This is a genomic window from Arthrobacter sp. NPDC056691, assembly GCF_042791415.1.
Lineage (GTDB): Bacteria > Actinomycetota > Actinomycetes > Actinomycetales > Micrococcaceae > Arthrobacter.
Map to the genome: position 1 here is coordinate 174,284 of NZ_JBHTXX010000004.1, position 24,440 is coordinate 198,723.

20 protein-coding genes and 1 tRNA gene are annotated in these 24,440 nt (G+C 66.9%); 11 read left to right on the plus strand and 10 right to left on the minus strand.

What is annotated here, in order from left to right; genetic code table 11:
- Window positions 1-330: 330 nt before the first annotated feature.
- Genes thrB through argS form a run of 5 tightly spaced genes read right to left on the minus strand, consistent with a single transcriptional unit; the run spans window position 331 to window position 6,901 of the window.
- On the minus strand, window positions 331-1,296 hold the full coding sequence (thrB, locus tag ACFRAU_RS05860; RefSeq protein WP_377995180.1) for a homoserine kinase: 966 nt from the start codon (window positions 1,294-1,296) through the stop codon (window positions 331-333).
- 11 nt (window positions 1,297-1,307) lie between these two features.
- Entirely contained in the window at window positions 1,308-2,414 is a 1,107-nt protein-coding gene (thrC, locus tag ACFRAU_RS05865; protein WP_377995181.1) for a threonine synthase, read from the minus strand.
- Window positions 2,415-3,731: a homoserine dehydrogenase gene (locus ACFRAU_RS05870; protein WP_354258545.1), complete on the minus strand. Its 1,317-nt coding sequence runs from the start codon at window positions 3,729-3,731 to the stop codon at window positions 2,415-2,417.
- The gene (gene lysA, locus ACFRAU_RS05875) at window positions 3,732-5,246 is read right to left on the minus strand and encodes a diaminopimelate decarboxylase (protein ID WP_377999171.1); all 1,515 of its coding nucleotides are present in this window, start codon (window positions 5,244-5,246) and stop codon (window positions 3,732-3,734) included.
- Between the two features lie 5 nt (window positions 5,247-5,251).
- Window positions 5,252-6,901, minus strand: coding sequence for an arginine--tRNA ligase (argS, locus tag ACFRAU_RS05880; protein WP_377995182.1), 1,650 nt, complete (start codon window positions 6,899-6,901; stop codon window positions 5,252-5,254).
- A 192-nt stretch (window positions 6,902-7,093) separates the two neighbouring features.
- Here argS and ACFRAU_RS05885 point away from each other — a divergent pair, with 192 nt between their 5' ends.
- The 6 genes from ACFRAU_RS05885 (at window position 7,094) to ACFRAU_RS05910 (ending at window position 11,677) form a co-directional block, all read left to right on the plus strand.
- Window positions 7,094-7,573, plus strand: a complete 480-nt coding sequence (locus ACFRAU_RS05885) for a hypothetical protein (RefSeq protein ID WP_377999172.1) — start codon at window positions 7,094-7,096, stop codon at window positions 7,571-7,573.
- Window positions 7,574-7,582: 9 nt separating this feature from the next.
- Window positions 7,583-8,455, plus strand: a complete 873-nt coding sequence (locus ACFRAU_RS05890; RefSeq protein WP_377999173.1) for an FAD:protein FMN transferase — start codon at window positions 7,583-7,585, stop codon at window positions 8,453-8,455.
- Window positions 8,452-10,008 (plus strand): ferredoxin--NADP reductase, encoded by a 1,557-nt coding sequence (locus ACFRAU_RS05895; RefSeq protein ID WP_377999174.1) that lies wholly within the window; start codon window positions 8,452-8,454, stop codon window positions 10,006-10,008. Before ACFRAU_RS05890 ends, ACFRAU_RS05895 begins: the two co-directional genes overlap by 4 nt.
- Window positions 10,009-10,089: 81 nt before the next feature.
- Window positions 10,090-10,162: transfer RNA gene (locus ACFRAU_RS05900), tRNA-Arg, on the plus strand.
- A gap of 99 nt (window positions 10,163-10,261) precedes the next feature.
- The gene (locus tag ACFRAU_RS05905) at window positions 10,262-11,302 is read left to right on the plus strand and encodes a M4 family metallopeptidase (protein WP_377999175.1); all 1,041 of its coding nucleotides are present in this window, start codon (window positions 10,262-10,264) and stop codon (window positions 11,300-11,302) included.
- Between the two features lie 60 nt (window positions 11,303-11,362).
- On the plus strand, window positions 11,363-11,677 hold the full coding sequence (locus ACFRAU_RS05910) for a protealysin inhibitor emfourin (protein WP_377999176.1): 315 nt from the start codon (window positions 11,363-11,365) through the stop codon (window positions 11,675-11,677).
- Between the two features lie 38 nt (window positions 11,678-11,715).
- Here the strand turns inward: ACFRAU_RS05910 and ACFRAU_RS05915 are convergent, their stop codons facing one another.
- Complete coding sequence (locus ACFRAU_RS05915; RefSeq protein ID WP_377999177.1) at window positions 11,716-12,684, minus strand: GlxA family transcriptional regulator; 969 nt, start codon at window positions 12,682-12,684, stop codon at window positions 11,716-11,718.
- 81 nt (window positions 12,685-12,765) lie between these two features.
- On the opposite strand from ACFRAU_RS05915, the gene ACFRAU_RS05920 reads away from it, so the two are divergent.
- From ACFRAU_RS05920 to ACFRAU_RS05930, 3 genes are all read left to right on the plus strand, one after another.
- Complete coding sequence (locus tag ACFRAU_RS05920; protein WP_377995189.1) at window positions 12,766-12,933, plus strand: hypothetical protein; 168 nt, start codon at window positions 12,766-12,768, stop codon at window positions 12,931-12,933.
- Window positions 12,934-13,026: 93 nt separating this feature from the next.
- Entirely contained in the window at window positions 13,027-17,013 is a 3,987-nt protein-coding gene (gene hrpA / locus ACFRAU_RS05925; RefSeq protein ID WP_377999178.1) for an ATP-dependent RNA helicase HrpA, read from the plus strand.
- 493 nt (window positions 17,014-17,506) lie between these two features.
- Complete coding sequence (locus ACFRAU_RS05930; RefSeq protein ID WP_377999179.1) at window positions 17,507-19,390, plus strand: HNH endonuclease; 1,884 nt, start codon at window positions 17,507-17,509, stop codon at window positions 19,388-19,390.
- Between the two features lie 133 nt (window positions 19,391-19,523).
- On the opposite strand, the gene ACFRAU_RS05935 is transcribed toward ACFRAU_RS05930, so the two are convergent.
- From ACFRAU_RS05935 to ACFRAU_RS05945, 3 genes are all read right to left on the minus strand, one after another.
- Entirely contained in the window at window positions 19,524-19,952 is a 429-nt protein-coding gene (locus tag ACFRAU_RS05935) for an HIT family protein (protein WP_377993967.1), read from the minus strand.
- Window positions 19,949-21,103, minus strand: coding sequence for an NAD(P)-dependent alcohol dehydrogenase (locus ACFRAU_RS05940; RefSeq protein WP_377999180.1), 1,155 nt, complete (start codon window positions 21,101-21,103; stop codon window positions 19,949-19,951). Before ACFRAU_RS05940 ends, ACFRAU_RS05935 begins: the two co-directional genes overlap by 4 nt.
- A 79-nt stretch (window positions 21,104-21,182) precedes the next feature.
- Entirely contained in the window at window positions 21,183-22,025 is an 843-nt protein-coding gene (locus ACFRAU_RS05945; protein WP_377999181.1) for a sulfurtransferase, read from the minus strand.
- A 107-nt stretch (window positions 22,026-22,132) separates the two neighbouring features.
- On the opposite strand from ACFRAU_RS05945, the gene ACFRAU_RS05950 reads away from it, so the two are divergent.
- Window positions 22,133-23,215: a PLP-dependent cysteine synthase family protein gene (locus ACFRAU_RS05950; RefSeq protein ID WP_377999182.1), complete on the plus strand. Its 1,083-nt coding sequence runs from the start codon at window positions 22,133-22,135 to the stop codon at window positions 23,213-23,215.
- Here the strand turns inward: ACFRAU_RS05950 and ACFRAU_RS05955 are convergent.
- A complete protein-coding gene (locus ACFRAU_RS05955; RefSeq protein WP_377999183.1) occupies window positions 23,212-23,868 on the minus strand; it encodes an MBL fold metallo-hydrolase in 657 nt (218 codons plus the stop codon). The two genes, ACFRAU_RS05950 and ACFRAU_RS05955, sit on opposite strands and share 4 nt — an antisense overlap.
- Before the next feature lie 95 nt (window positions 23,869-23,963).
- Between ACFRAU_RS05955 and ACFRAU_RS05960 the strand changes: the two genes are divergently transcribed.
- On the plus strand, window positions 23,964-24,428 hold the full coding sequence (locus ACFRAU_RS05960) for a Fur family transcriptional regulator (RefSeq protein WP_377993962.1): 465 nt from the start codon (window positions 23,964-23,966) through the stop codon (window positions 24,426-24,428).
- The last annotated feature ends 12 nt before the right edge of the window (window positions 24,429-24,440 follow it).

Here is a 24,440-nt window from a genome sequence, read left to right on the forward strand (position 1 = left end):
CCAGCAGGGCCGGATACTGATCACCTTCAAACGCTCCGCAAAGCTGGCGGGGCGGCGGACTGGCGGTTCAGGGAACAGAAATCCATCTGTAGGTTCCTGACCAGGCCAAGCAGGTGGCACCGGAAAATATTTCGCAATAAGAGATCGAAGCAGCAGCAGATCGAAGCAGATTCTGACCCGATGACCGATTAAGGCCATTCTCGGAGTCGTTGACTGCACGGTCTCTTGGCTGCAGGGCCCTCTCGACTGCAGAGTCGCCGTCCGGCTGCATCAAAGAATGCGGTTATGACTCAGTGAATGCGGTGGGGACTGCGGAGACTGCATGCGGTTTTACCGCCGGTGCACTCCCACTTTAGCACCTTCGACGTCGACTGCCAGCTTCATCGCACGCCACTTGATGTCCGGCGTGTTTGCCTCGGAAAACGCGGCGATGAATTCCAGAACGGCGGCGGCCTCGGCCTCGCCGTTGGTCAGGACCAGAACTGTGGGTCCGGCGCCGGATACTACGGCCGCGTGGCCGGCTCCGCGCAGGGCCTTGATCAGGCCGGCGCTGGGCCGCATGGCCTCCGCACGGTAGCTCTGGTGCAGGAAATCCTCGGTGCCTGCGAGCAGGAATTCAGGCTTCTGCGTAAGGGCATGGATCAGAAGCGCTGCGCGGCCGGAGTTCATCGCGGCCGCGTGATGGCCAATGGAGGCAGGCAACAGGGCGCGCGCGGCCTCCGTAGAGAGCTCGTAGTCCGGAACTGCCACGATGGGGATCACGGCAGCGTTGACCGTGGCGCACGTGCTGCTGTACTGGTCACTGTCCTGCCATGACAGCGCCAGTCCGCCGTAGATCGCCGGAGCGACGTTGTCCGGGTGGCCTTCCATCTCGCTGGTCAGCTGCAGGATCCAGTTCTTGTCCTGCTGCACCCCCGCCGGCAGCAGCGCGTTGGCGGCTGTCACGGCTGCCACCACTGCGGACGCGGACGAGCCCAGGCCGCGGCCGTGCGGAACGACATTTTCGGCGGTGATCTTCAGGCCGGTGTGGCGGTAGCCCAGTCGCCCGAAAGCGGCATTCATCGCCCGGACCACCAGGTGGCTGGCGTCCCGCGGAAGGGACTCCGCACCCTCACCGCTGAGTTCGAAGACCAGCTCGTCGCTGTCCAGGCTCTCGACGGTGAGGGTGTCGTGCAGGGTCAGTGCCAGCCCGAGGCTGTCATAGCCGGGGCCGAGGTTGGCGCTGGTGGCCGGAACCCGGACCGTCACCTGCTGCCCGGCCTGGATGGCGGGCAGCTGGGCGGTCTGCGGCAGCATGGTTTCCACTGTTATTTGTCTTCCAGTCCCAGTTCTGCAGCGACGGTCACGACGTCGTTCGGCACCTTGACCGGCTGGACATCGCTGCCGTCCTCGGTCCTGAGAGCCCACTGCGGGTCCTTGAGACCGTGGCCGGTGACGGTGATGGCGATGGTCTTGCCGGAAGGCACCTCACCTGCGGCGTGCTTCTTGAGCAGGCCTGCGACGCCCGCGGCGGAACCGGGCTCCACGAAGACACCCTCTTTGGCGGACAGCCAGCGGTGGGCGGCCAGGATTTCCTCGTCCGTCACGGAATCGATGAATCCGCCGGACTCGTCACGGGCGGCGATGGCGCCGTCCCAGGAGGCGGGGTTGCCGATCCGGATGGCGGTGGCGATGGTGTCCGGTTCCGTGATGGGGTGGCCTGCCACGAACGGAGCGGCGCCCGCGGCCTGGAAGCCCCACATGGCCGGGGTCTTGGTGGCGACGGGAGCGAGCGTGCCGGCCGTTTCGGACTCGAACGGGGCGGAGTACTCCTTGTAGCCCTTCCAGTAGGCCGTGATGTTGCCGGCGTTGCCGACCGGGAGCACGTGGATGTCCGGGGCGTCGCCCAGGACGTCGACGATCTCGAAGGCGCCGGTCTTCTGGCCCTGGATGCGGGCCGGGTTCACGGAGTTGACCAAGAAGACCGGGTAGGACTCGCCCAGCTTGCGGGCAATGTCCAGGCAGTTGTCGAAGTTGCCGTCAACCTGCAGGAGCGTGGCACCGTGCGCAATGGCCTGGCTCAGCTTGCCCATGGAGATCTTGCCTTCGGGCACCAGCACGGCACACGTCAGGCCGGCGGCGGTGGCGTATGCCGCAGCCGAGGCCGACGTGTTTCCGGTGGAGGCGCACACCACGGCCTTGGCCCCGGCCTCCACGGCCGCGGTCATGGCCATGGTCATGCCGCGGTCCTTGAAGGAACCGGTGGGGTTCATGCCCTCAACCTTGAGGTAGACGTCCGAGCCCGTCAGTTCGGACAGCTTCTGGGCGTAGACCAGGGGCGTGCCGCCCTCGCCAAGGGTGATGACCCTGGTGGCCGCGGTTACGGGCAGACGGTCAGCGTATTCGCGGATGACACCGCGCCATTGGTGAGCCACTTAAGCTCCTTCTACCCGAAGTACGGATGTAACGGAATTGATCACGTCAAGGCCCTTCACGGCTTCGACGGTCGCTGCCAGTGCAGCTTCGCTTGCGCGGTGGGTGACGATCCGCAGCTCGGCCGATTCCACGTTGGAGTCGGCATCGCGGTGGATGGTCTGGCGCATGATTTCGATGGAGACGCCGTGCTCGGCGAACAGCTGGGCGATCTTCGCCAGCACGCCGGGCTGGTCCGCAACGTCCAGGCCGATGTAGTAGCTGGTGGTCGCGGCGTCGATGGGCAGCGCCGGGACGTGGCCGGTGGTGGACTCGATGCGTCCGGGTCCGCCCAGGACAATGCGGCGGGCGGCCGAGACGAGGTCGCCCAGCACGGCAGACGCCGTCGGGGTTCCGCCGGCGCCCTGGCCGTAGAACATCAGCTCACCGGCGTTTTCCGCCTCGACGAAGACAGCGTTGAACGCACCGCGGACGGCCGCGAGCGGGTGTTCGCGCGGCAGGAGCGTCGGATGGACGCGCACGGAAACACCCTCGCTGCCGTCGCCGTTGCCGATTTTCTCGGCGATGGCCAGCAGCTTGATGACAAACCCGGCTTCCTTCGCGGCGGCAATGTCGGCGGCGCTGACGCGGGTGATGCCCTCGCAGTAGACGTGCTCCAGGTCGAACCGGGTGTGGAAGGACAGGGACGCCAGGATGGCGGCCTTGGCGGCGGCGTCGTGGCCCTCGACGTCGGCCGTCGGGTCGGCTTCGGCATAGCCGAGCCGCTGGGCCTCGGCGAGGGCGTCGGCGAACTGCGCACCGGTGGAGTCCATCTGGTCCAGGATGAAGTTGGTGGTGCCGTTGACGATGCCCAGCACGCGGGTGATGCGGTCGCCGGACAGGCTGTCGCGGATGGGGCGCAGGATGGGAATGGCGCCGGCCACGGCCGCTTCGTAGGACAGTTCGACGCCGGCCTTGTCCGCCTCCTCGTAGAGGGCCGGACCGTCGGCGGCCAGCAGGGCCTTGTTGCCCGTGACCACGCTGGCGCCGTTCTGGATGGCGGACAGGATCAGCGAGCGGGCCGGCTCGATGCCGCCCATCAGCTCGATCACAAGGTCGGCGTCCTTGACCAGCGTTTCACCGTCGGTGGTGAACAGCTCGCGCGGGAGGTCCACCTCGCGCTCGGCATCGAGGTTCCGCACCGCGATGCCGGCCAGTTCCAGTCGGGCGCCGGTGCGCGGCGCCAGGGTGCCGGCGTCGTCAATCAGAATCCGCGCCACCTGAGCCCCGACGTTGCCACAGCCCAGCAGGGCCACTTTCAGGGTTCGCAATTCGGTCATTCAGGCTCCCATGTCGCGGTTCAGCAGATCTTCTTCGGTTTCCCCGCGGACAATCAGCCGGGGAGATCCGTCGCGCACAGCGACAACGCCCGGCCGGGCCAGATAGTTGTAGTTGCTTGACAGGGCCCAGCAGTAGGCGCCGGTCCCCGGTACAGCGAGCAGATCACCGGCTGCCACGTCCTCGGGCAGATATACATCTCTAACAACTATGTCGCCGCTCTCGCAATGTTTGCCCACTACGCGGGACAGCTGCGGGGCCGCCGCGGAGGTGCGCGAGGCGAGAATGGCCGAATAATCCGCGTCGTACAGCACCGGACGGGCGTTGTCGCTCATGCCGCCGTCCACTGACACATAGCGGCGCGGGTGCGTAACGTTCTTCGCAGCATTATCACCGGCTGCGCCGTTGCCGGCGGCCGGGGCGTCCACCCGCACGGTTTTGAGCGTGCCCACCTCGTAGAGCGTGAAGGTGCTGCTGCCCACGATGGCGCGGCCGGGTTCGATGGAAATCCGGGGCGCTGTAATCCCCAGTTCCGTGCACTTGGAACGCACGACGGCGGCCATCGCCTGCGCGATGTCGGCTGCCGGGCGGGGCGTGTCCACCGGGGTATAGGCGATGCCGTAGCCGCCGCCGAGGTCAAGCTCGGGCAGGGTGATGGAGTATTTGGCTTGGACCGCGGCCAGGAAGGTCAGCAGCTTTTGGGCAGCCAGCGCAAAGCCGTCCGGCTCGAAGATCTGCGAACCGATGTGGCAGTGCAGCCCCAGCAGCTCCACACTGCTGTACGACGCGGCCGCAGCCACGGCTTCCTCGGCAGCGGACAGGCCTGCTTCGTCAGTCGAATCCCCGGCCATGGAGAGGCCGAATTTCTGGTCCTCGTGGGCGGTGGCGATGAACTCGTGCGTGTGGGCGTGCACACCGGGCGTCAGCCGCAGCATGACTTTGGCGGTCTCCCCGCGGCCGGCGGCGATCTTGGCCACGCGCTCCAGCTCGTCCAGGCTGTCCACCACGATGCGGCCAAGGTTCATGTCCAGCGCCCGGTTGATCTCGGCGTCGGACTTGTTGTTGCCGTGCAGCGACAGGTTGGCGCCGTCGATGCCGGCCCGCGCCGCGACCGCAAGTTCGCCGCCGGAACAGGTGTCCAGCCGCAGCCCCTCCTCGGCGACCCATTTCGCGACTGCGGTGCAGAGGAAGGACTTGCCGGCGTAGTAGACGTCCACTCCCCCGCAGATGTCAGCGAAGGCGTCGTCGAACGCGTCCTTGAAGGCGCGGGCGCGGGCGCGGAAGTCCGATTCGCTCATGACGAAAAGAGGCGTGCCGAACTGCTCCTTGAGGGCGCTGACCGGGATGCCGTCAATGGCAAGCTCGCCGACGGCGTTCCGCTCCACCCCGCCCGCCCACACCGGGGTGTGCAGGGCGTTGAGGTCCGCGGGGACGGCGAGCCACTCGGGGGCCAGCGGCGAGGCGGAGTTGTTGGACGCTGCGCTGGTGTTTGCCGTGCTGTTGGTGGTTTCCTGCAAGCCAATCACATCCGTTCCGGCGCCGAAACGCCCAGCAGTTCCAGCCCGTTGGCGAGTACCTGGCTGGTGGCGTCATTGAGCCACAGCCTGGTGCGGTTGGTGTCCGTCACGGCGTCGTCGCCCATGGGGGCAATGCGGCAGGCGTCGTACCAGCGGTGGTAGGCGCCGGCAATGAGTTCCATGTGGCGGGCCACGCGGTGCGGCTCGCGCAGCTCCGCGGCCTTGCCCACGATGGACGGGTAGCTGCCCAGGTAGGACAGCAGTTCGTTCTCCGTGGCGTGGTCCAGCAGGGAGGCGTCGAACGCGCTCCGGTCCACGCCTGCTGCCACAGCGTTCCGCGCCGCGCCGCGGGACCGGGCGTGGGCGTACTGCACGTAGAACACGGGGTTCTCGTTGGAGTGCTTCTTGAGCAGCTCGGGGTCCAGCGTGAGCGGGGAGTCGGCAGGGAACCGCGCCAGCGAATAGCGGACCGCGTCCGTTCCCAGCCAGGAGATGAGGTCCTTGAGCTCAATGATGTTGCCGGCGCGCTTGGAGAGCTTGGCCCCGTTGACGGACACCAGCTGGCCGATGAGGACCTCGATGTTGACCTCGGGGTCGTCCCCGGCCGCGGCGGCAATGGCCTTGAGCCGGTTGATGTAGCCGTGGTGGTCGGCGCCCAGGAGGTAGATCTTTTCCGTGTAGCCGCGGTCCTTCTTGGAAAGGTAGTACGCGGCATCGGCGGCGAAGTACGTCGGTTCGCCGTTCGCACGGATCATGACGCGGTCTTTGTCATCACCGAAGTCGGTGGTGCGGAGCCAGACGGCACCGCCGTCGTCGAACACGTGGCCCTGCTCGCGAAGGCGGGCAACGGCACTTTCGATCGCGCCGGCGTCGTGAAGTTCCTGCTCGGAGAAGAACACGTCGAAGGAGACCCCAAAGTCCGCCAGAGTGTCCTTGATGTCCTTGAGCTGTGCCTCGTAGGCCGCGGCGCGGATAACGGGCAGGGCCGCCGCGTCCGTCAGTTCGCGGATGTCCGGGTGCTGCGTCAGCACCTCGTGGCCGAGGTCGCGGATGTATTCGCCCGGGTAGCCGCCCTCGGGTACGTCGCGGCCGTGCAGGCGCGAGAGTACCGAATTGGCAAAGACGTTCATCTGGGAGCCGGCGTCGTTGATGTAGTACTCGGCGGTGACATCGGCGCCGGAGGCGCGAAGCACCCTGGCGATCGAGTCGCCCAGGGCTGCCCAGCGCGTGTGGCCGATGTGCAGCGGGCCGGTGGGGTTGGCGGAAACAAACTCCATGTTCACGGTGTGGCCGGCGAGCGCGGTGTTGGTGCCGTACTCCCTGCCCGCTTCGACGATGGCCTTGGCCAGCGCGCCGGCGGCTGCGGCATCAACTGTGATGTTGAGGAAGCCGGGACCGGCGATTTCCACGCCGTCGACGCCGCTGATGTCCTTGAGCCGGGCGCTGAGCAGCGTGGCAAATTCGCGGGGGTTGGTGCCGGCCTTCTTGGCCAGCTGCAGGGCGATGTTGGTTGCCCAGTCGCCGTGCTCCCGGTTCTTCGGACGCTCCACCAGGACGGAGTCCGGTATAGCCGCCTCCGCAAGGGCAATGTCGCCGGCGGCCACGGCGTCTTTCAGGCAGGCGGATATTGCGAGGGAGAGTTCTTCGGGAGTCACACTCCTAGCCTACCGGGGAGCCCGTCGCGGCGCGGAATCCGGGGGCGCCGGCACACGCCCTCGGCGTCACAGCAAATAGTAGGGAAATTCACAGCATGTGCCCTTAACCTTTACTCACCCACTAAATTGTTGAAACATCAACACTGAACTCAACGCTGTCCCTGGCGTGCCCGCACCACGAAAAGAGACCCCGTGAAGCCTTCAATCCGCAAAACTGTTTTCGCCGGCATGGCCGGCCTGTCCCTCGCCGGAACGGTGGCCGGCTGCGCGCCTTCGGCCCAGCAGCCCGCCGCGCAGGAGACTGACCCCTCGGCGGCGGCATCCGCGTCGGCGTCGGGAACTGCAACGGCTTCCGTTTCCCCATCCGGCTCCGCGGCCGGCTACAAGGACGGGACCTACAGCGCGGACGGCAACTACAAGTCCCCCAACGGCACCGAGACCGTGGGCGTTCAGCTGACACTGGCCAACGGCACGGTGTCCGCGGTGGAGATCACCGAGCACCCCTCCAATCCCAACACCCGGAAATTCCAGGGCCAGTTCGCCAGCGGCATTGCCGACCAGGTGGTGGGCAAAAGCCTTGATGAGATCAACGTCTCCAAAGTGGCGGGCTCCTCCCTGACCAGCGGCGGCTTCAACCAGGCGGTCGAAGCGATCAAGGCGCAGGCCCTGTAGGCGGCTGTCATGCCGCACGGGGGCTGGCAGGACTTCCGGTTTGACGGCATCGGGACCGGCTGGGAAATCTCCACCCCTGACCCGCTGCCCCCGGGGCTGCGCAGCTCCTTGCTGGACGAAGTGGAGCGCTACGACGCCACGTGGTCCAGGTTCCGGGAGGACTCCCTGGTGACCCTGATGTCCCGGGCGCCCGGGCAGTACCAGCTGCCGCCCGAAGCGGCCGGCCTGGCCGCACTCTACCGGCAGCTCTACACACTCAGTGGCGGGGCCATGACGCCCCTCATCGGTGAAAGCCTTGAGCGGCTGGGCTACGATCCGCACTATTCACTGCAGCCCCACGGAGAAGCTGCGCCTCCACCGGCGTGGGACGCCGTCCTGGAATGGCAGGGAACGTCACTGCGCACCACTGCCCCGGTGATGCTGGACATCGGCGCGGCCGGCAAGGGCCAGCTCGTGGACCTCCTGGCCGGGCAGCTACGGAGCCACAGGGTCAAGGACTTCTTCATTGACGCCAGCGGGGATCTCCTGAACGGCGGCCCGGAGCCGGTTCAGGTGGCTCTGGAGCACCCTTATGACACCACCAAGGCCATAGGAACTGTGCCGCTGGGATCCGGCGCTCTCTGTGCTTCGGCGTCCAACCGGCGGGCCTGGGGAGACGGGCTCCATCACGTCCTGGACGGCACCACCGGGGCGCCGGTCAGGACGGTCGTGGCCACCTGGGCGCGGGCGGAGACCGCCATGGAGGCGGACGCCCTCGCCACCGCCCTGTTCCTGGTTCCGGCTGAGGACCTGGACCGGAACTTCCGTTTTTCCTGGCTCAAGGTATTTTCCAACGGCAGCGCGGAATACTCCGCGGAATTCGAAGGAGCGCTGTTCACATGAGTTCAACCACCTCCCGGCAGCAGGCCTCGCCAGGCACCGCCCTGGACGCCTATCTGGGCCGGTTCACGATGTACAGGCTGGTGCTGTTGGTGCTGGCCGTGCTGGCGGCCTACAGCCTCCTCCTCGACGCCCTCGGCTGGCTGACGTTCGGCATTCCCAACATGCTCGTCCACCTGGCCCTCTGCCTGGGGTTGACGTACGTTTCCAACCTTGGCCTGGCCGCGCTGTTCCGCGTCCAGCCGCATTCGGAATCCTCGCTGATAACGGGCCTCCTCCTCTACTTCCTGTTCTGGCCCACCCAGCTCGGCCCGGCGTTTGCACCGATGGACCTGGCCGGGGTGGCGCTGGCCTGCGTCCTGGCGTCAGCCTCCAAGTACGCCCTCGCCTGGCGTGGCAGGCATGTCTTCAACCCCGCGGCCGCCGGGGCATTCGTCACTGGGCTGACTGGCCTCAACATCGCCACCTGGTGGGCGGGCACGCCGGCCATGCTGTGGCTCTTGGTCCCTGGCGTCCTGCTGGTGCTCTACCGCACCAGGAAAACGCTCATGGCCGCTGTCTTCATCCTGGTGGCCACCGCCGTCGTGGCCGCGGTGCAAGTGCCTTCCGGCGTCGATCCCGGAAGTGCCGTGTGGCAAACCCTGGCCCAGGGACCCGTGCTGTTCTTTGCCGGGTTCATGCTCACCGAGCCGCTCACCCTGCCACCCCGGCGCTGGCAGCAGCTGGCGATGGCCGCCGTCGTCGGAATCCTGCTGGCCACCCCGTACAACTTCGGTTTTGTGGCGAACTCCCCCGAGCTGGCACTGCTGATCGGCAACCTGCTGGCGTTCCTGGCCGGCCAGCGCGGAAGCGTGCGGCTGCTGTTCAGCCACTCCCGCAGGCTTACGCCGACGACGACGGAATTCGTCTTCCGCCCCCAGCGCCCGCTCCGCCACGCGCCAGGACAGTACCTGGAACTCGATCTTCCGCACACCAAGCCGGACAGACGGGGCAGGCGCCGCGTCTTCAGCCTGACCAGCCCGCCCGAGGCAAAGCATGTGAAGATCGGCGTCGGCACCGCTGACCCCGTCTCCGCGGCGAAGCGCAGGCTGCTGTCCCTCAAGCCCGGCGAGGAGCTCACAGCCACCACAGTGGCGGGCGATTTCGTTCTGCCGAAGGGGCAGGACCCCGTGCTGCTCATTGCCGCCGGCATTGGGATCACGCCTTATTTGGCGCTCCTGTCCGGCGGTGTGGCCCGCGAGCGCGACACCGTGCTTCTCTACCTTGCCCGCAATGCTTCGGAACTCGCCTACGCAGCCGAATTGCAGGATTCCGGCGCCCGCATCGTCGCCCGCCTCGCCGACGGCTCGGTGCCGCCGGACTTCATCGAGGACGCGGGTGCGCTGCTTGCCCCGGGAGCACGGCTGGACGGTCACGCGCTGACACGGCTCGTGCCGGACATCGGCCAGCGAAGAGTATTCATCTCGGGCTCACCGGCGAGCGTTGGATCGCTGCGGCGTGCCGCCCGGCATGCCGGCGCCCGCCGTATCCACGTGGATTCGTTCGCGGGATACTAGTGGGAGATCCCGTTTTCCTTTCCGGCCCACCTTCCTGCTAAGCTCTAGGACGTCCGGCCGGGAACGGCGGGATCCCTGGATGCCCTCGTAGCTCAGGGGATAGAGCGTCTGCCTCCGGAGCAGAAGGCCGTAGGTTCGAATCCTATCGAGGGCACAGAAGAAACCCCCGCCGCTTATTCAAAGCGGCGGGGGTTTTCTGCATCTCCAGTGCGCCTGACGCAGAATGTCAGAGCCCGTTCGTAGTGTGAGCTGCATGGTCTGTTCAATAGTCCCGCCGTACATCCTTCGCCGCCTGGCCGCCCAGAGGTCCCCCCGGTTCTCGGCAGTCGCCCGCGCCGCCAGGGAAGCCCTGCTCCACGTGGGCGCCGTGCACGCCGCCCGGACCGCAGCGCCGTCGGCTCCTGCCGGCATCAGGCAGCTGCAGCCCTCTCCGGTCAACAGGTCCGTCTTCGACGCGAAGTCCGGCGAGTCGCTGCCCGGGCAGGTTGTCCGGAAGGAGGGCGATGCCCCCACCGGCGATCCCGCCGTCGACGAGGCCTATGACGGACTGGGCCACACGCACAGCCTGTACGCGGACGCCTTCGAACGGAACTCCATCGACGGTCTCGGCATGCCGCTGAAGGCCAGCGTCCACTTCGGCAGGATGTACGACAACGCGTTTTGGGACGGCCAGCAGATGGTGTTTGGCGACGGCGACGGCGAGGTCTTCGAGCGCTTTACGCGCTCGCTCAGTGTGATCGGCCACGAACTGGCCCATGGCGTGACGCAGTTTTCTGCCGGACTGGCCTACCGAAACCAGGCGGGAGCCATCAACGAGTCCGTCTCCGACGTCTTCGGCGCGCTCGTGGAGCAGTACTTCCGCAAGCAGACCACCGCCGAAGCCTCCTGGCTGATAGGCGAGGGCCTGTTCACGCCGCAGGTTCAAGGGTCCGCCCTGCGCTCCATGAAGGCACCGGGAACAGCGTACGACGACGACGTCCTCGGCAAAGACCCGCAGCCGGACTCCATGGATTCCTACGTCCGCACGCGGGCAGACAACGGCGGTGTCCACATCAATTCCGGCATTCCGAACCGGGCGTTCTGCCTCGTCGCCCAGGCTCTCGGCGGGAACGCCTGGGATGCGCCGGGCCAGATCTGGTACGGGACCCTGACAGGCGGCTCGCTGAGCCCGACCACCACCTTCACAGCCTTCGCCAAAGCCACCGCGGCGACGGCAAAGGAACTGTTCGGCGAGGAGTCCGCAGAGCATGACGCCGTGCACGGGGCGTGGGAGACTGTGAAGGTAAAGCTCTAACCGACGCCGGGACTGTGACACTCCGCTTCCCGGCAGCCGCGGAAACCCGGGAACCTCGCCATGAAGATCACAGTCGAGCGCAGCGGCGGGATAGCCGCAGTCACGCGCGTCTGGACGGTGCTCGCCGTCACGACGAGTGACAAAAGCCGCTGGCAGCCCCTGGTCGAAGCCTGCCCGTGGGACGCCGTCGATGACCCCCGGCAGGCGGCGGACGGGCAGCCGGACCGGTTCATGTACTCCATCCGCGCCGGCCAGCGCCGCGCCACCCTGCCGGAGACGGCAGTCACCGGCCCCTGGCGGGTGCTCGTGGAGTCGGCCCGGGCCGCCGCTGAGGAATCGCCGCCCGGCAGCGGTACGGCCGGCTTCCGGTCCTAGCCGGTTCTGATCCCGGCTGGCTCCTAACCGGGCTGCTCCTAACCGGCCGGGGCCATCTGGCCGCGGAAGGCCCGGCGGTAGGACTGCGGGCTCGTGTCCAGCACCTTGGCAAAGTGGTGCCGGAGCAGCACGGGGTGCCCGAACCCTGACTGCCGCGCCACCTCGTCGATATTCAGCTCCGTAGACTCCAGCAGCTCCTGGGCGCGCAGGACCCGCTGGGAATTGAGCCACGCAGCCGGGGTGGCGCCTGTTTCAGCACGGAACCGCCGGGCAAAGGTGCGCGGCGACATGTGCACCCGGGCGGCAAGCTCCTGGACAGGATGTTCCTCGTCCAGGTTCGCCACCATCCACCGGAGGAGCTCCTCCATCGGCTGGGAGCCGCACTCGGCCATGGGCCGGTCGATGAACTGCGCCTGGCCGCCGTCGCGGTGCGGCGGGACCACCATGTCCCTGGCGATGGCGGCCGCCACGGCGGCCCCGAATTCGGTCCTTACCAGATGCAGGCAGGCGTCAATGCCCGCGGCCGTTCCGGCGCTGGTGATGATCCTGCTGTCCTCGACATAAAGGACGTTCTCGTCAACCAGGACTTTGGGGTACTGGGCTGCCAACTCTCCCGAATAGTGCCAGTGCGTGGTGCACCGGCGTCCATCCAGGAGCCCGGCCCGCGCCAGCGCAAATGCGCCGGAGCAGATCGACATCACCCAGGCACCGCGGGCGTGGGCTGCCCGAAGGGCATTGAGGACGGATTCCGGAACGTCTTCTTCCCGGCCGTAGGGCGCCATGATCACCAGGTCAGCATCGGCGGCAGCTTCCAGGCCAAGGCTGACGTTCATGGTGAGTCCGGACTTGAGCGGAACTTCGCCGGGCACCGGAGTGCACACACGGAAGTCGAACCGCGGCACGCCTGTTCCCCGGTCCGAACGGTCGATGCCAAACACCTCAAAAGCGGTACCGAACTCGAAGATCGAGAAGTTGGGAACCGCGATGATTGCCACTGTTTTGAGCATGTTTCCAGTATGGCAGAAATTTGTACTTTTTAGGCATTTCTGCCACTTTTTTCTTCGGGCCCGCGGGAGAACCATGGAGACATGGAAATCTTCGGAATCGCCCTCCTTGTCCTGGTCCTCATTGCAGCTGCAGCCACTGTCGGCGCCATCCTCCGGGATGGCCGCGGCCACACTCCTCCCGAATACTCTGTCCGGGATTGGTCCGCACTGGACCTTCCCAGCAGCAACTACACGATGCGCATCTTCTAGCTCACTCACCACCCACCGAGAATCACCGTCCATCCATACCAAGGACCCGGCGCACGCCGGGTCCTTTTACGCGGCAGTAGACTTGTGGGAGCCATGACTTTTCACATCTCCTACCCCGCCGAGCTGCCGGTTTCCGAGCGCCGCGAGGACCTGATGGCCGCGATTGCCGCCAACCAGGTGACGATCATTGCCGGCGAGACCGGTTCCGGTAAGACCACGCAGATCCCGAAGATGTGCCTGGAGCTGGGCCTGGGTGACAACGGCCTGATCGGCCACACCCAGCCGAGGCGCCTCGCAGCCCGTACGGTGGCCGAGCGCATCGCCTCCGAGCTCGGGGTCGACATCGGGCAGGAAGTGGGCTTCCAGGTCCGCTTCACCGGCGAGGTGAGTAAGTCCACCAAGGTCAAACTGATGACCGACGGCATCCTGCTGGCCGAAATCCAGCGGGACAAGCTGCTCCGCAAATACAACGCGATCATCATCGATGAGGCCCACGAACGCAGCCTGAACATCGACTTCATCCTCGGCTACCTCAAGCGGATCCTGCCGCAGCGGCCCGACCTGAAGGTGATCATCACCTCCGCCACCATCGATCCCGAGCGCTTCGCAAAGCATTTCGGCTCGGACCAGGAACCTGCGCCGATCGTTGAGGTATCCGGGCGCACCTTCCCGGTGGAGATCCGCTACCGCCCGCTCTCCCAGCCAGCCGGCGGCCCGTCCACCGGAGATGACGAGGACAGTTCCTCCGACGACGAACTCGAGGAGGACCGGGACCCCCTGGACGCGGTGTGCGACGCCGTCGACGAGCTCGCCCTTGAAGCGCCGGGCGACATCCTCATCTTCTTCTCCGGCGAACGCGAGATCCGGGACGCCGCGGACGCCCTCCAGGCAAGGATCCAGTCCAACCGGAGGCTCTCCGGCACCGAGGTCCTGCCACTGTTCGCACGGCTGAGCCTGCAGGAACAGCACCGGGTCTTCAATCCGGGCAGCAAGCGAAGGATCGTGCTGGCCACCAACGTGGCCGAGACCTCCCTGACCGTGCCGGGCATCAAGTACGTCGTCGACACTGGCACCGCGCGCATCTCGCGCTATTCGCACCGCACCAAGGTGCAGCGGCTGCCCATCGAGCGGGTGTCCCAGGCATCTGCCAACCAGCGTTCCGGACGCTGTGGCCGCGTGTCGGACGGCATCGCCATCCGGCTGTATTCCGAGGAGGACTTCGAGTCCCGGCCGCTCTACACCGATCCGGAAATCCTGCGGACCAACCTGGCGGCGGTCATCCTGCAGATGACCGCCATGGGAGTCGCACGGGGGCCCAAGGACATCGAAAACTTTCCGTTCGTGGAGCCGCCGGACTCGCGGGCCATTAACGACGGCGTGACCCTCCTTCGGGAGCTCGGCGCCCTGAGCGCGCCGCAGGCGGCCACGGGTGCGCCGCAGGCAGCCAGTCCCCAGTCGGCCAATGCCGAAAACGGCCGGACAGCCGGGCGCAACGGCGGCGGCCTGACCGCCGTCGGACAGAAGCTTGCCCAGCTTCCGGTGGATCCGCGGCTGGGCCGCATGATCGTGGAGGCCGGCCAGCGCGGCTGTGTCCGCGAAGTCATGATCCTGGCGGCGGCTCTCACCATTCAGGATCCCCGCGAACGTCCAACGGACAAGCAGCAGCTCGCGGCGGAGAAGCACGCCCGCTTCCGCGATGACAATTCCGACTTCACCGGCTACCTGAACCTCTGGAACTACATCCACGAGAAGCAGCAGGAGCTGTCGTCCACCCAGTTCCGCCGGCTGTGCCGCAACGAATTCATCAACTACCTGCGCGTCCGTGAGTGGCAGGACCTGTTCACGCAGCTCCGGCAGCTGGCCCGGCCGCTGGGCATCAGCCTGGACAACAGGCGCCAGGCCGACGCCGTGGGCAACCACGAGGGCATCCACATCAGCCTGCTCTCCGGCCTGCTCAGCCACATCGGCATCCTCGACGAGCGCAAGCGGGAATACGCGGGCGCCCGGGGCACACGCTTTGCCATCTTCCCGGGCTCGGCGCTGTTCAAGAAGTCGCCCACGTTTGTCATGGCTGCCGAGCTCGTGGAGACCAGCCGGCTGTGGGCCCGCGTCGCTTCCAAGTTCGAGCCGGCGTGGGCGGAGCAGGTGGCGCCGCACCTGATCAAACGCAGTTACAGCGAACCCCACTGGTCCACCAAGATGGGCGCCGTGATGGCCTACGAAAAGGTCACGCTCTACGGAGTGCCCATCATCGCGCAGCGCCGGATCAACTTCGGCAAGGTCGATCACGTCCTGGCCCGTGAGCTGTTCATCAGGCATGCGCTCGTCCAGGGCGAATGGAAGACGCACCACAAGTTCTTCCACCGCAACCGGGCCCTGCTGCAGGAAGTGGAGGAACTCGAAGCCCGGATGCGCCGCCGCGACCTGCTGGTGGACGACGAGACTCTCTTCGAGTTCTACGACGCTCGCGTCGGCAAGGATGTTGTCTCGGAACGGCACTTCGACAAGTGGTGGAAGGACGCCCGGCAGCAGGATCCGGCGCTTCTGGACTTCGATCAGGCCCTGCTTCTGAGCGAGGACGCCAACGCGCTGGACGAGTCCGCCTACCCGAAGACATGGCTGCACAAGGGCTTCGAACTGCCCCTGAGCTATGAATTCCATCCGGTGGCACCCGGCTCGACGCCCAACCCGTCCGACGGCGTCACGGCGGAAGTTCCTGTCCTGTTCCTGAACCAGCTCGACGACGCACCCTTCCGCTGGCTGATCCCCGGCCAGCGTGTGGAACTTGTCACCGCGCTGATCAAGTCGCTCCCGAAGCAGGTCCGCAAGAGCTTCGTCCCGGCCCCGGACGTCGCCCGGCAGGCGGTGGCGGCACTGGAAGCCGATTTCGATCCCGCTGAGGACGAACTGGAGAGCTCGCTGGAGCTGGTCCTGCGCCGACTGAAAGGCCAGATCGTTCCGGCCGGGTCCTGGAACTGGGATGCGGTTCCGCCGCACCTGCGCGTGAGTTTCACGGTGGTGGACAGCCGGGGCAAGGTCCTGGACGAGGGCAAGGACCTGGAAGCGCTGCAGGAGCGTCTGGCCCCGGCAACCCGCCGGGCCATCGCTGAGTCGCTGGGCGCCACTCCCGCCACAGCCGGCCCGCGGGCGCCGAAGAAGAGCCAGCAGCAGGCTGCCGCTCAGGATGGTCGGCCGCAGGCGCAGGCCGGGTTCACGGAACAGTCCGGCATGACCGAGTGGCGGTTCGGCACCCTTCAGCGCCAGGCCAGCGTCACCGTCAAGGGTCACACCGTCACCGGTTTCCCCGCGCTGGTGGACGAAGGGAAGTCCGTTGGCCTGCGTGTTTTCCAGACAGCCTCGGAGCAGCAGGAGGCGATGCGGGGCGGTGTCATCCGGCTCCTCGCACTGCGGGTGCCGGCCCCGGACCGCTACGTCCTGGAACACCTGAACAACACCGAGAAGCTGACGTTCAGCCAAAACCCGCACGGGTCCGTCTCGGCTCTGATCGCAGACTGCGTCCTGGCTGCCGTGGACAAGCTGACCCCGGCAGAACTCCCGTGGGACCAGGCAGCCTTCGACGCCCTGTACGAGCATGTCCGGGCAGAGCTGATAGACACGGTCTTCAGTGTTACCGCCGTCGTGGAGCGCATCCTTGCCAGCACTCGGCGGATCCAAAAGCAGCTCAAGGGCACCACGAGCCTGGCGCTCATCAGCGCCCTCAACGATGTCCGCAGCCAGCTGGAACAGCTGGTGTTCCCGGGCTTCGTGGCCAAGACCGGTTATGCCCAGCTGATCCAGCTCCCCCGCTACCTCAACGCTATTGAAAAGCGTCTGGAGAAGCTGCCCGGCAACGTCCAGCGCGATGGGCTCCACATGTCCGCCGTCCAGCAGCTGGAGGATGATTACGACGACGCCGTGTCGGCCCTGCTGCCCGGCCGCCGCGCGGGCGCCGAACTGACGCAGGTGCGGTGGATGATCGAGGAGCTTCGGGTGAGCCTGTTCGCCGTCGAACTCGGCACGGCCTATTCCGTGTCCGAGAAGCGGATCCGCACGGCGCTTAACAAGGTGCTCGCGGCGTAGCGTCGTTCGTTGGTTCCTGGTCCTTAACCGGCCCGGTTGCGTCTTCGGGCTGGCCCCGACCGGCACGGATCCACGGAGCCTCCCGGCAGCGGACATCACTGCACCGGTCAGCGCCCGGGAGTGAGCACTGGCGTCGGCCACTAGGTCCCCCGGGGCTGGGTGCCCAACTGGGTACCAGATCAGGGCGTTCTCACCGTTGGGAACGCCCTGAGCTGCTACCTGGATTGCCTTCGGTCATACGAGATGACCCCGTACGACGGCGGCGCTGCCGCGGCTCGGGCTTTCTAGTCGGCGGGCTTGCTTCCAGCCGAATGTTGGGTTGGCTTCGGGCGCCCAACTGGGTACCAGATCAGGGCGTTCCCACCGCTGGGAACGCCCTGATCTGTTACGCAGTTTTTCGTCCTCGGGTGGATCCAAAAAACTTTTTTGGATCCACCCTCCCCGGGCGTCCGATGAGCCCTTTAATGTCAGTGCCTGTTGGCAGACTGTGTTCATGGAAGGCACCGGGAATTGGGCACTGACAGCAGTGGCGCCGCACGGCGACGACCTGCGTGCTGCCGCGGTTCCCGGGACCCTTTTTACAGACACGGCCCTCCCCCTCGTCGCGATTCCAGACGGTTGGTTCAGTGACGAGGCTTTTCCGTTCGATGAGTTCGCGGACGACGGATTCCGGGCTGACGGGTTCCTGGAGGACGGGGCTCCCTACGACGATGGCCTCGACGCCGTGTATCCGGAGTCTTTTCCGGAGGACCCGTTTCCCGAGGCACTGTTTTACAACGCGGTGTTCGCCGGCGGTGCGCCCTCCGTCGCTGATGCGCCCCGGCTGAGTCTCGACGCCAGGCTCGCGGCGGCAACTGCCCTTCTGAAGGCCGACCTCACCGCCGACGGTCCCGGCCTGATCGACCAGACCAAGGCGCTGGAAAAATTCAAATGCTGGGCTACTGGTCAGCAGGCCCGGCTTGCCGTCACTTTCGAGGTCAGGCACCGCGAGGAACAAGCCGCACCCGGGGCGCTGGCCATTGCCGGCAACGCCGCGCTGGCCGATCCGGGGCAGGCCAGCCACAGCCCACTCTCGGCCGGGGACCTGGGCAAGCCACGCCCCAAAGAACAGACCATGGGCGCGGCCGAACAGATCGCACTTGCCCGCTGCGAGTCCCCGCACCGCGGCGGCCGGCTGCTTGGCATGGCCAAGGCCCTGGTCACCGAGATGCCGCACAGCCTGGCCGCCCTGGACACCGGGCAGCTGAACGAAGAACGCGCCATGTATGTCGTGAAGGAAACAGCCTGCCTCACCGTGGAAGACCGGGCCGCCGTGGACGAGGAGCTCGCCGCCGATACCGGGACCTTCAACGGCGCCGGGACCCGGGCCGTTGTCGCCGCAACCCGGGCCGCCGCCACCCGGCGGGACTCCCGCTCGGTCACCCAACGCGCCAGCCACGCCGCCTCGGAACGGGGCGTGAGCCTGCGCCCCGCCCCGAACTGCATGACCTACCTGACAGCCCTGCTGCCCGCCCACCAGGGCGTCGCCGTGTATGCGGCCCTGACCCGGCACGCCGACACCCTTAAATCCGCCGGCGACCCCCGCAGCCTCGGGCAGATCAAGGCCGACACCCTCGTCGAATGGACCACCGGCACCCCCGGCGGCATCACCGGCATCGACATCAGCCTCGTCATGACCGACCGCACCCTCCTCCAGGGCGACAGCGAACCCGCAGGGCTTGCTGGCTACGGTGTAGTGCCCGCCCCCTGGGCACGGGACCTCATCAACCCGGGACAAGAAGAACACGCACAGCATAAAGAACAGGGAGAGGGACAAACGGCGGCCCAAGGACCCGGGCACGAGGCCCGGCGCCCCGCTTCCGGCTCAACTATCGCCCAGGAAGACGCGGGCCAGCAGGACGCCGCGAAGGAGCTCTTGATCTGGCTCCGCCGGCTCTACACTGCCCCGGAGACCGGCGATCTGGTGGCGATGGACTCCCGGCGCCGGCTCTTCCCGGCACCACTGCGCCGCTTCATCCAAATCCGCGACAACACCTGCCGCACACCCTACTGCGACGCACCCATCCGCCACCACGACCACATCATCCCCTGGCACAACAACGGCCCAACATCCCTCGCCAACGGCGCCGGACTCTGCGAAGCCTGCAACCACACCAAAGAACTCCCCGGCTGGAAAGCAAACCCCAGACCGGGCCCCCGGCATACCTTCGAAATCACCACCCCAACCGGCCACAGCTACCGCTCCACCGCACCGCCACTCCCGGGGACCAGGTTGTCCGGAACCGGATTGCCACGGTCGGGACTGAGTGAACCAGACTTGCCCGGACCCCGCGACAGCGAAACTCACCGGCACGAAGAGTCCGGCCCGGCGCCGTAACTGGCGGGGCAGGGCCGTCACTGGCGGGGCAGGGCCGTAACTGGCGGGGCAGGGCCGGGGCATACCTTGTCGCCTGGGCCCGATGGAGAGTGGGCCAGTTAGGGGTTTTCCGGAGGGCCGGACCAGATTCTGCCTAGGCCTCCGGCACGAACTCCCCGTAGCCGGCATCGCGAAGGCCTGCCCGCAGCTTCTCTGCGTTGGCGTCCAGCCTGGCCGGGTCCGGGTTGTGCTCGGCTGTGGCGAAATTGAATTCCGCCATGCTGTTGGAAGGCCACACGTGCACGTGCATGTGGTTGATCTCGTAACCAGCCACGATGAGTCCTGCCCGGGCTGCCCCGAAAGTGTCCACCTGCACCGCGCCGATGCGCCGCGCCACTTCCATGACCCTGGCCAGCGTCTCGGGCGAGGCGTCCGTCCAGCGGTCCACTTCCTCGGTCGGAACCACCAGCGTGTGCCCGTCAGCAAGCGGTCCCATGGTCAGGAACGCCGCGACGTCCTGCTCGCGCCAGACAAACCGGCCAGGGATCTCCCCGTTGAGAATCTTGGTGAACAGCGTGCTCATGCGTCAGCCCTTTCCGACGGTTCCTGCAGCGTGGATGTATCCAGGACAAAACGGTACTTCACATCACCTGCGACCATCCGGTCATAGGCCGCGTTAAGTTGCTCAGCGCCAACAAGTTCGATGTCCGAGACGACCCCGTGCTCGGCGCAGAAGTCGAGCATCTCCTGCGTCTCAGCGATACCACCAATCAGGGACCCGGCGTACGAAATCCGCCTCCTGATCAGTGCCCCGGGGTTAACCGGCGGCATGGCATCGGAGGGCAGCCCCAGCTGGAAAAGGGCGCCGTCCCGGCGCAGGGTCCGCAAAAACGGGTTGAGGTCGTGCGGTGCTGCCACCGTATCGATAATGACGTCGACGCTCCGGTTCTCAGCGGCCATCGCTGTCTCGTCCCGGGAAAGTACTACTGCGTCGGCACCCAACTCAAGCGCAGCCGAAACCTTGGACTCAGAAGTAGTGAAGACCTTGACCTCGGCGCCCATCGCCTTGGCCAGTTTGACGGCCATGTGGCCGAGGCCGCCCAGGCCCACGACGCCGACCACGTGGCCTTCCCGCACACCGAAGTGGCGCAGCGGCGAGAACGTGGTGATCCCCGCACAGAGCAGCGGGGCAGCCGCCGCCGGGTCGAGGTTTTCCGGCACCCGCAGGACGTATCGCCGGTCCACCACCACGGAGGATGCGTAACCGCCCTGGGTGACAGCGTCCCCGTTCCTGGCGTCCTTGGCACCGTATGTCCCGGTCATGCCGCGTTCACAGTACTGCTCCAGCCCTTCGAGGCAGCTCCCGCATTCGCGGCAGGAGTCCACCATGCAGCCCACACCCACCCGGTCTCCCGGCTGAAGGTCCTTCACGTCCGAGCCAACGCGGCTGACCCTGCCCACGATCTCGTGGCCAGGTACGAGGGGATAGTTCTGGTTGCCCCACTCCCCCCGGGTGGCGTGAACGTCCGAGTGGCATAGCCCGCAGAACTCGATGGCAATCTCGACGTCGTCGGCCTTGGGTGCCCGGCGGGCAACGGTCAGCGCAACCAGTCCGCTCGTCGCCGATGATGCGCCACGGGCAGCGGCGAGACGTCCTTCCAGCGCTTCGACGGCGGTCTCTTCCAGCGGGATCCGCAGGTTCAGCGGCGGGGGTACGGGTCGTCCAGGAGTCATATGGCGACGCTACCGCGGCTCCCGGGTGACTTCCAATTGCCGCAGCGTTTCACGGGCCAGCCCGCAGCGCCTCCCGCGATCACGCTCCGGGATCGGCACCCGTAATCACGTGACGGGAGGCGTCGTTGCACCATTGGGAGAAGGAGCCGGGGAACAGCGCGGCGCTGAAACCGGCGATTTCCAGGGCGGCTATCTCATGCGAGGCTGTCACGCCGCTGCCGCAGTAGACAGCGGTGGGCGTCGTTGCGTCCACCCCCAGGCGTGCAAAGCGGCGCCGCAGCTCCGCCGGCGGCAGGAATCGGCCGTCGTCGTCGAGGTTCCCGGTGGTGGGAGCGCTGACGGCGCCGGGAATGTGGCCGGCCCGGGGATCCACCGGTTCAACGTCCCCGCGGTACCGTTCTCCGGCGCGCGCATCCAGCAGCACGCCACGGGCGGCCCAGTCCGCGGCCCCGTCGGCGTCGGTCACTGCCATGCCACCGCTGGCAAGCGTCACGTCTCCCGTGTCCGGCTCCACCGGGCCACCCTCCAACGGCAACCCTGCCGCACGCCAGGCGGCCAGGCCGCCGTCGAGCAGGTAAACGGTGCGGACGCCGGCGTCCCGGAGCATCCACCACAGCCGGGCGGCGGAGGTGTTGCCGGCATCGTCATAGGCAACCACGACGTCGCCGTCGCAAATGCCCCACGACCGAGCGGCATCCTGGAAGCGGGCCTGTGACGGCAACGGGTGGCGTCCGCGGACAGGGTCGGCGGAGTCCGCCAGCTGCGTGGGCAGGTCGACGTACACGGCACCGGGGATGTGCTCTTGGAGGTAATGGCTGCGGCCCTCCGGATCCCCGAGCGCCCAGCGGACATCCAGCACCACAGTCCGCTGACCGGAGGCCTTCCGGGCGTTCAGCCCGGCCACGTCAATGAGGGTGTCCATCTGTCTCCTTGGGGTTGCCGGAAAGCCGCCGACGGCGGGACGTCACCCACTTTAGCCCCGCCCGGCCACGCTCGCCGGTAGGCTGATTCGGTGAACAGGTGGATTAGGTGAACCGAGGAGCGACCCGGGACCGGGCATGGGCGGACGAAGCTGTCCGCAAGATCAACGCGGAAAACAACCGGTCGGCAGACACCCACCTTTATTCGGTGCCGCTGCCGGAACACTGGGGCGTCCAGCTGTACCTCAAGGACGAATCCACGCACCGCTCCGGCAGCCTGAAACACCGGCTGGCCCGTTCCCTCTTCCTGTTCGGGCTGGTGAACGGCTGGATCCGCGAGGGCACCACCATCGTGGAGGCCTCCAGCGGCAGCACCGCGGTTTCAGAGGCCTACTTCGCACAACTCCTGGGCGTGCCGTTCATCGCCGTGATGACCCGCACCACCAGCCCGGAAAAGATTGCCCTGATCGAACAGTTCGGCGGCGCCTGCCTCCTGGTGGACCATGCCTCAGAGGTGTACGCGGCCGCCGCCGAGGTTGCCGCCACGAGCGGCGGCCACTACATGGACCAGTTCACCTACGCCGAGCGCGCCACGGACTGGCGTGGCAACAACAACATTGCCGAGTCCATCTTTGAGCAACTGGCGCTGGAGGAGCATCCGGTCCCCCGCTGGATCGTGGTGGGAGCCGGCACCGGCGGAACCAGCGCCACGATCGGCCGCTACCTCCGCTACAACCGCCACGCCACGTCCCTGGCGGTTGTAGACCCGGAGAACTCCGCCTTCTACCCCGGCTGGCGGAGCGGCATTGCGGATTTCAGCACCGGCATGCCTTCCCGGATCGAAGGGATCGGGCGGCCCCGCATGGAGCCAAGCTTCGTCCCCTCGGTCATCGATCACATGATCCAGGTACCCGACGCCGCGTCGGTCGCAGCCATGCGGCACCTGCACACGCTGGCGGGGCTGCACGCCGGGCCGTCCACGGGCACTAACCTCTGGGGCGTCTGGCAGCTCGTGGCCCAGATGGTGTCGAACGGGGAACGCGGCAGCGTGGTGTCCCTGATGTGCGACGGCGGTGACCGGTACGCCGGCAGCCACTACAGCCCTGCGTGGCTGGCGGCCCAGGGACTGGATCCGCAGCCACACGAGGACACGCTGAAAGCGTTCTTCGAGACGGGCGTCTGGCAGCCCTAAAGGTCCACCGATTCCCGGCTGGAGAGGTGAGCGTACTCGGTGCCGTACTTTGCCCCGATCCGTTTGACGTGGCCCTCCACCAGCCCCAGACCGGTGTCGTTCAGCAACCCGTCATGGATGTTGAAGGCCCGCTCGGCGCGGACGCCGATCACAAAGTCCACCACCTCGCCGACCTTGTTCCACGGGGCGTGGACCGGGACCAGGAGCGTGCGCACGCTGATGCCGTCCGGGATGATGAACGAGTCGCCCGGGTGGTACACGTTCTCGTCCACGAGGTAGCCGATGTTGGCGACCACCGGAATCTGGGGGTGAATCAGCGCGTGCTGGCCGCCGAAGCTGCGGACCGCAAACCCTGCAGCGTCAAAAGCCGTCCCGGGCTCCACGGCATGCACCCGGTCCGCGGCGTCCGGCGCTTCCTTGCGCACGTTCTGCGCCACGCCCTCCGGCGCGAAGAGCTCCAGCCCTCCGTTGTCCCCGAGCGCAGCAGCCACGGCGGGAACATCGATGTGGTCGGCGTGCTCGTGCGTGATGAGGACGGCGTGTGCGCCGTCCAGCGCCTCGGCGGTTTCGGAGAATGTCCCCGGATCCAGGACCAGCACCCGGCCGTCCTTTTCGAGCCGGACACAGGCATGCGTGAATTTTGTCAGCTTCATGAAGCCAGCCTAGGGACGGGCCCGATCAGTGTCCACGCGGCTCCGGCTGGTAACGTTAAAGCTTGTCATTACCCGAAAGAAAAGCGAGTTCATCCATGCCACAACGCGCCAGCGCTGACGGCAGACCACAGGCACCTTTGACGGCGGTTGGAGGGAAAGAGCAGCGCGTCACCAAGCAGCGGATCGCTGTCAGCGCCGCCTTGGACGAGCTCAATGACTTCGTGAGTACCCAGGAGCTGTACCGGATCCTCCAGAACAAAGGCGTGTCGGTCTCCCTGGCCACCGCCTACCGGATCCTGCAGTCGCTGGCCGACGAGGAACTCGTGGACGTGCTCCGCAACGGCGACGGCGAGGCCGTCTACCGCCGCTGCGCCGTGACGGTGCACCACCACCATCTCCTGTGCCGCAACTGCGGCAAGGCTGTGGAAGTGGAGGCGCCCGCCGTCGAAAGCTGGGCCGCGCGGACCGCGCAGGAGCACGGCTTCACGGAAGTGGCCCACACCGTTGAGATCTATGGGCTCTGCCCTGACTGCTCCGCACGCAAGGCCGCCGCGCAGTAACGCCACGGATAC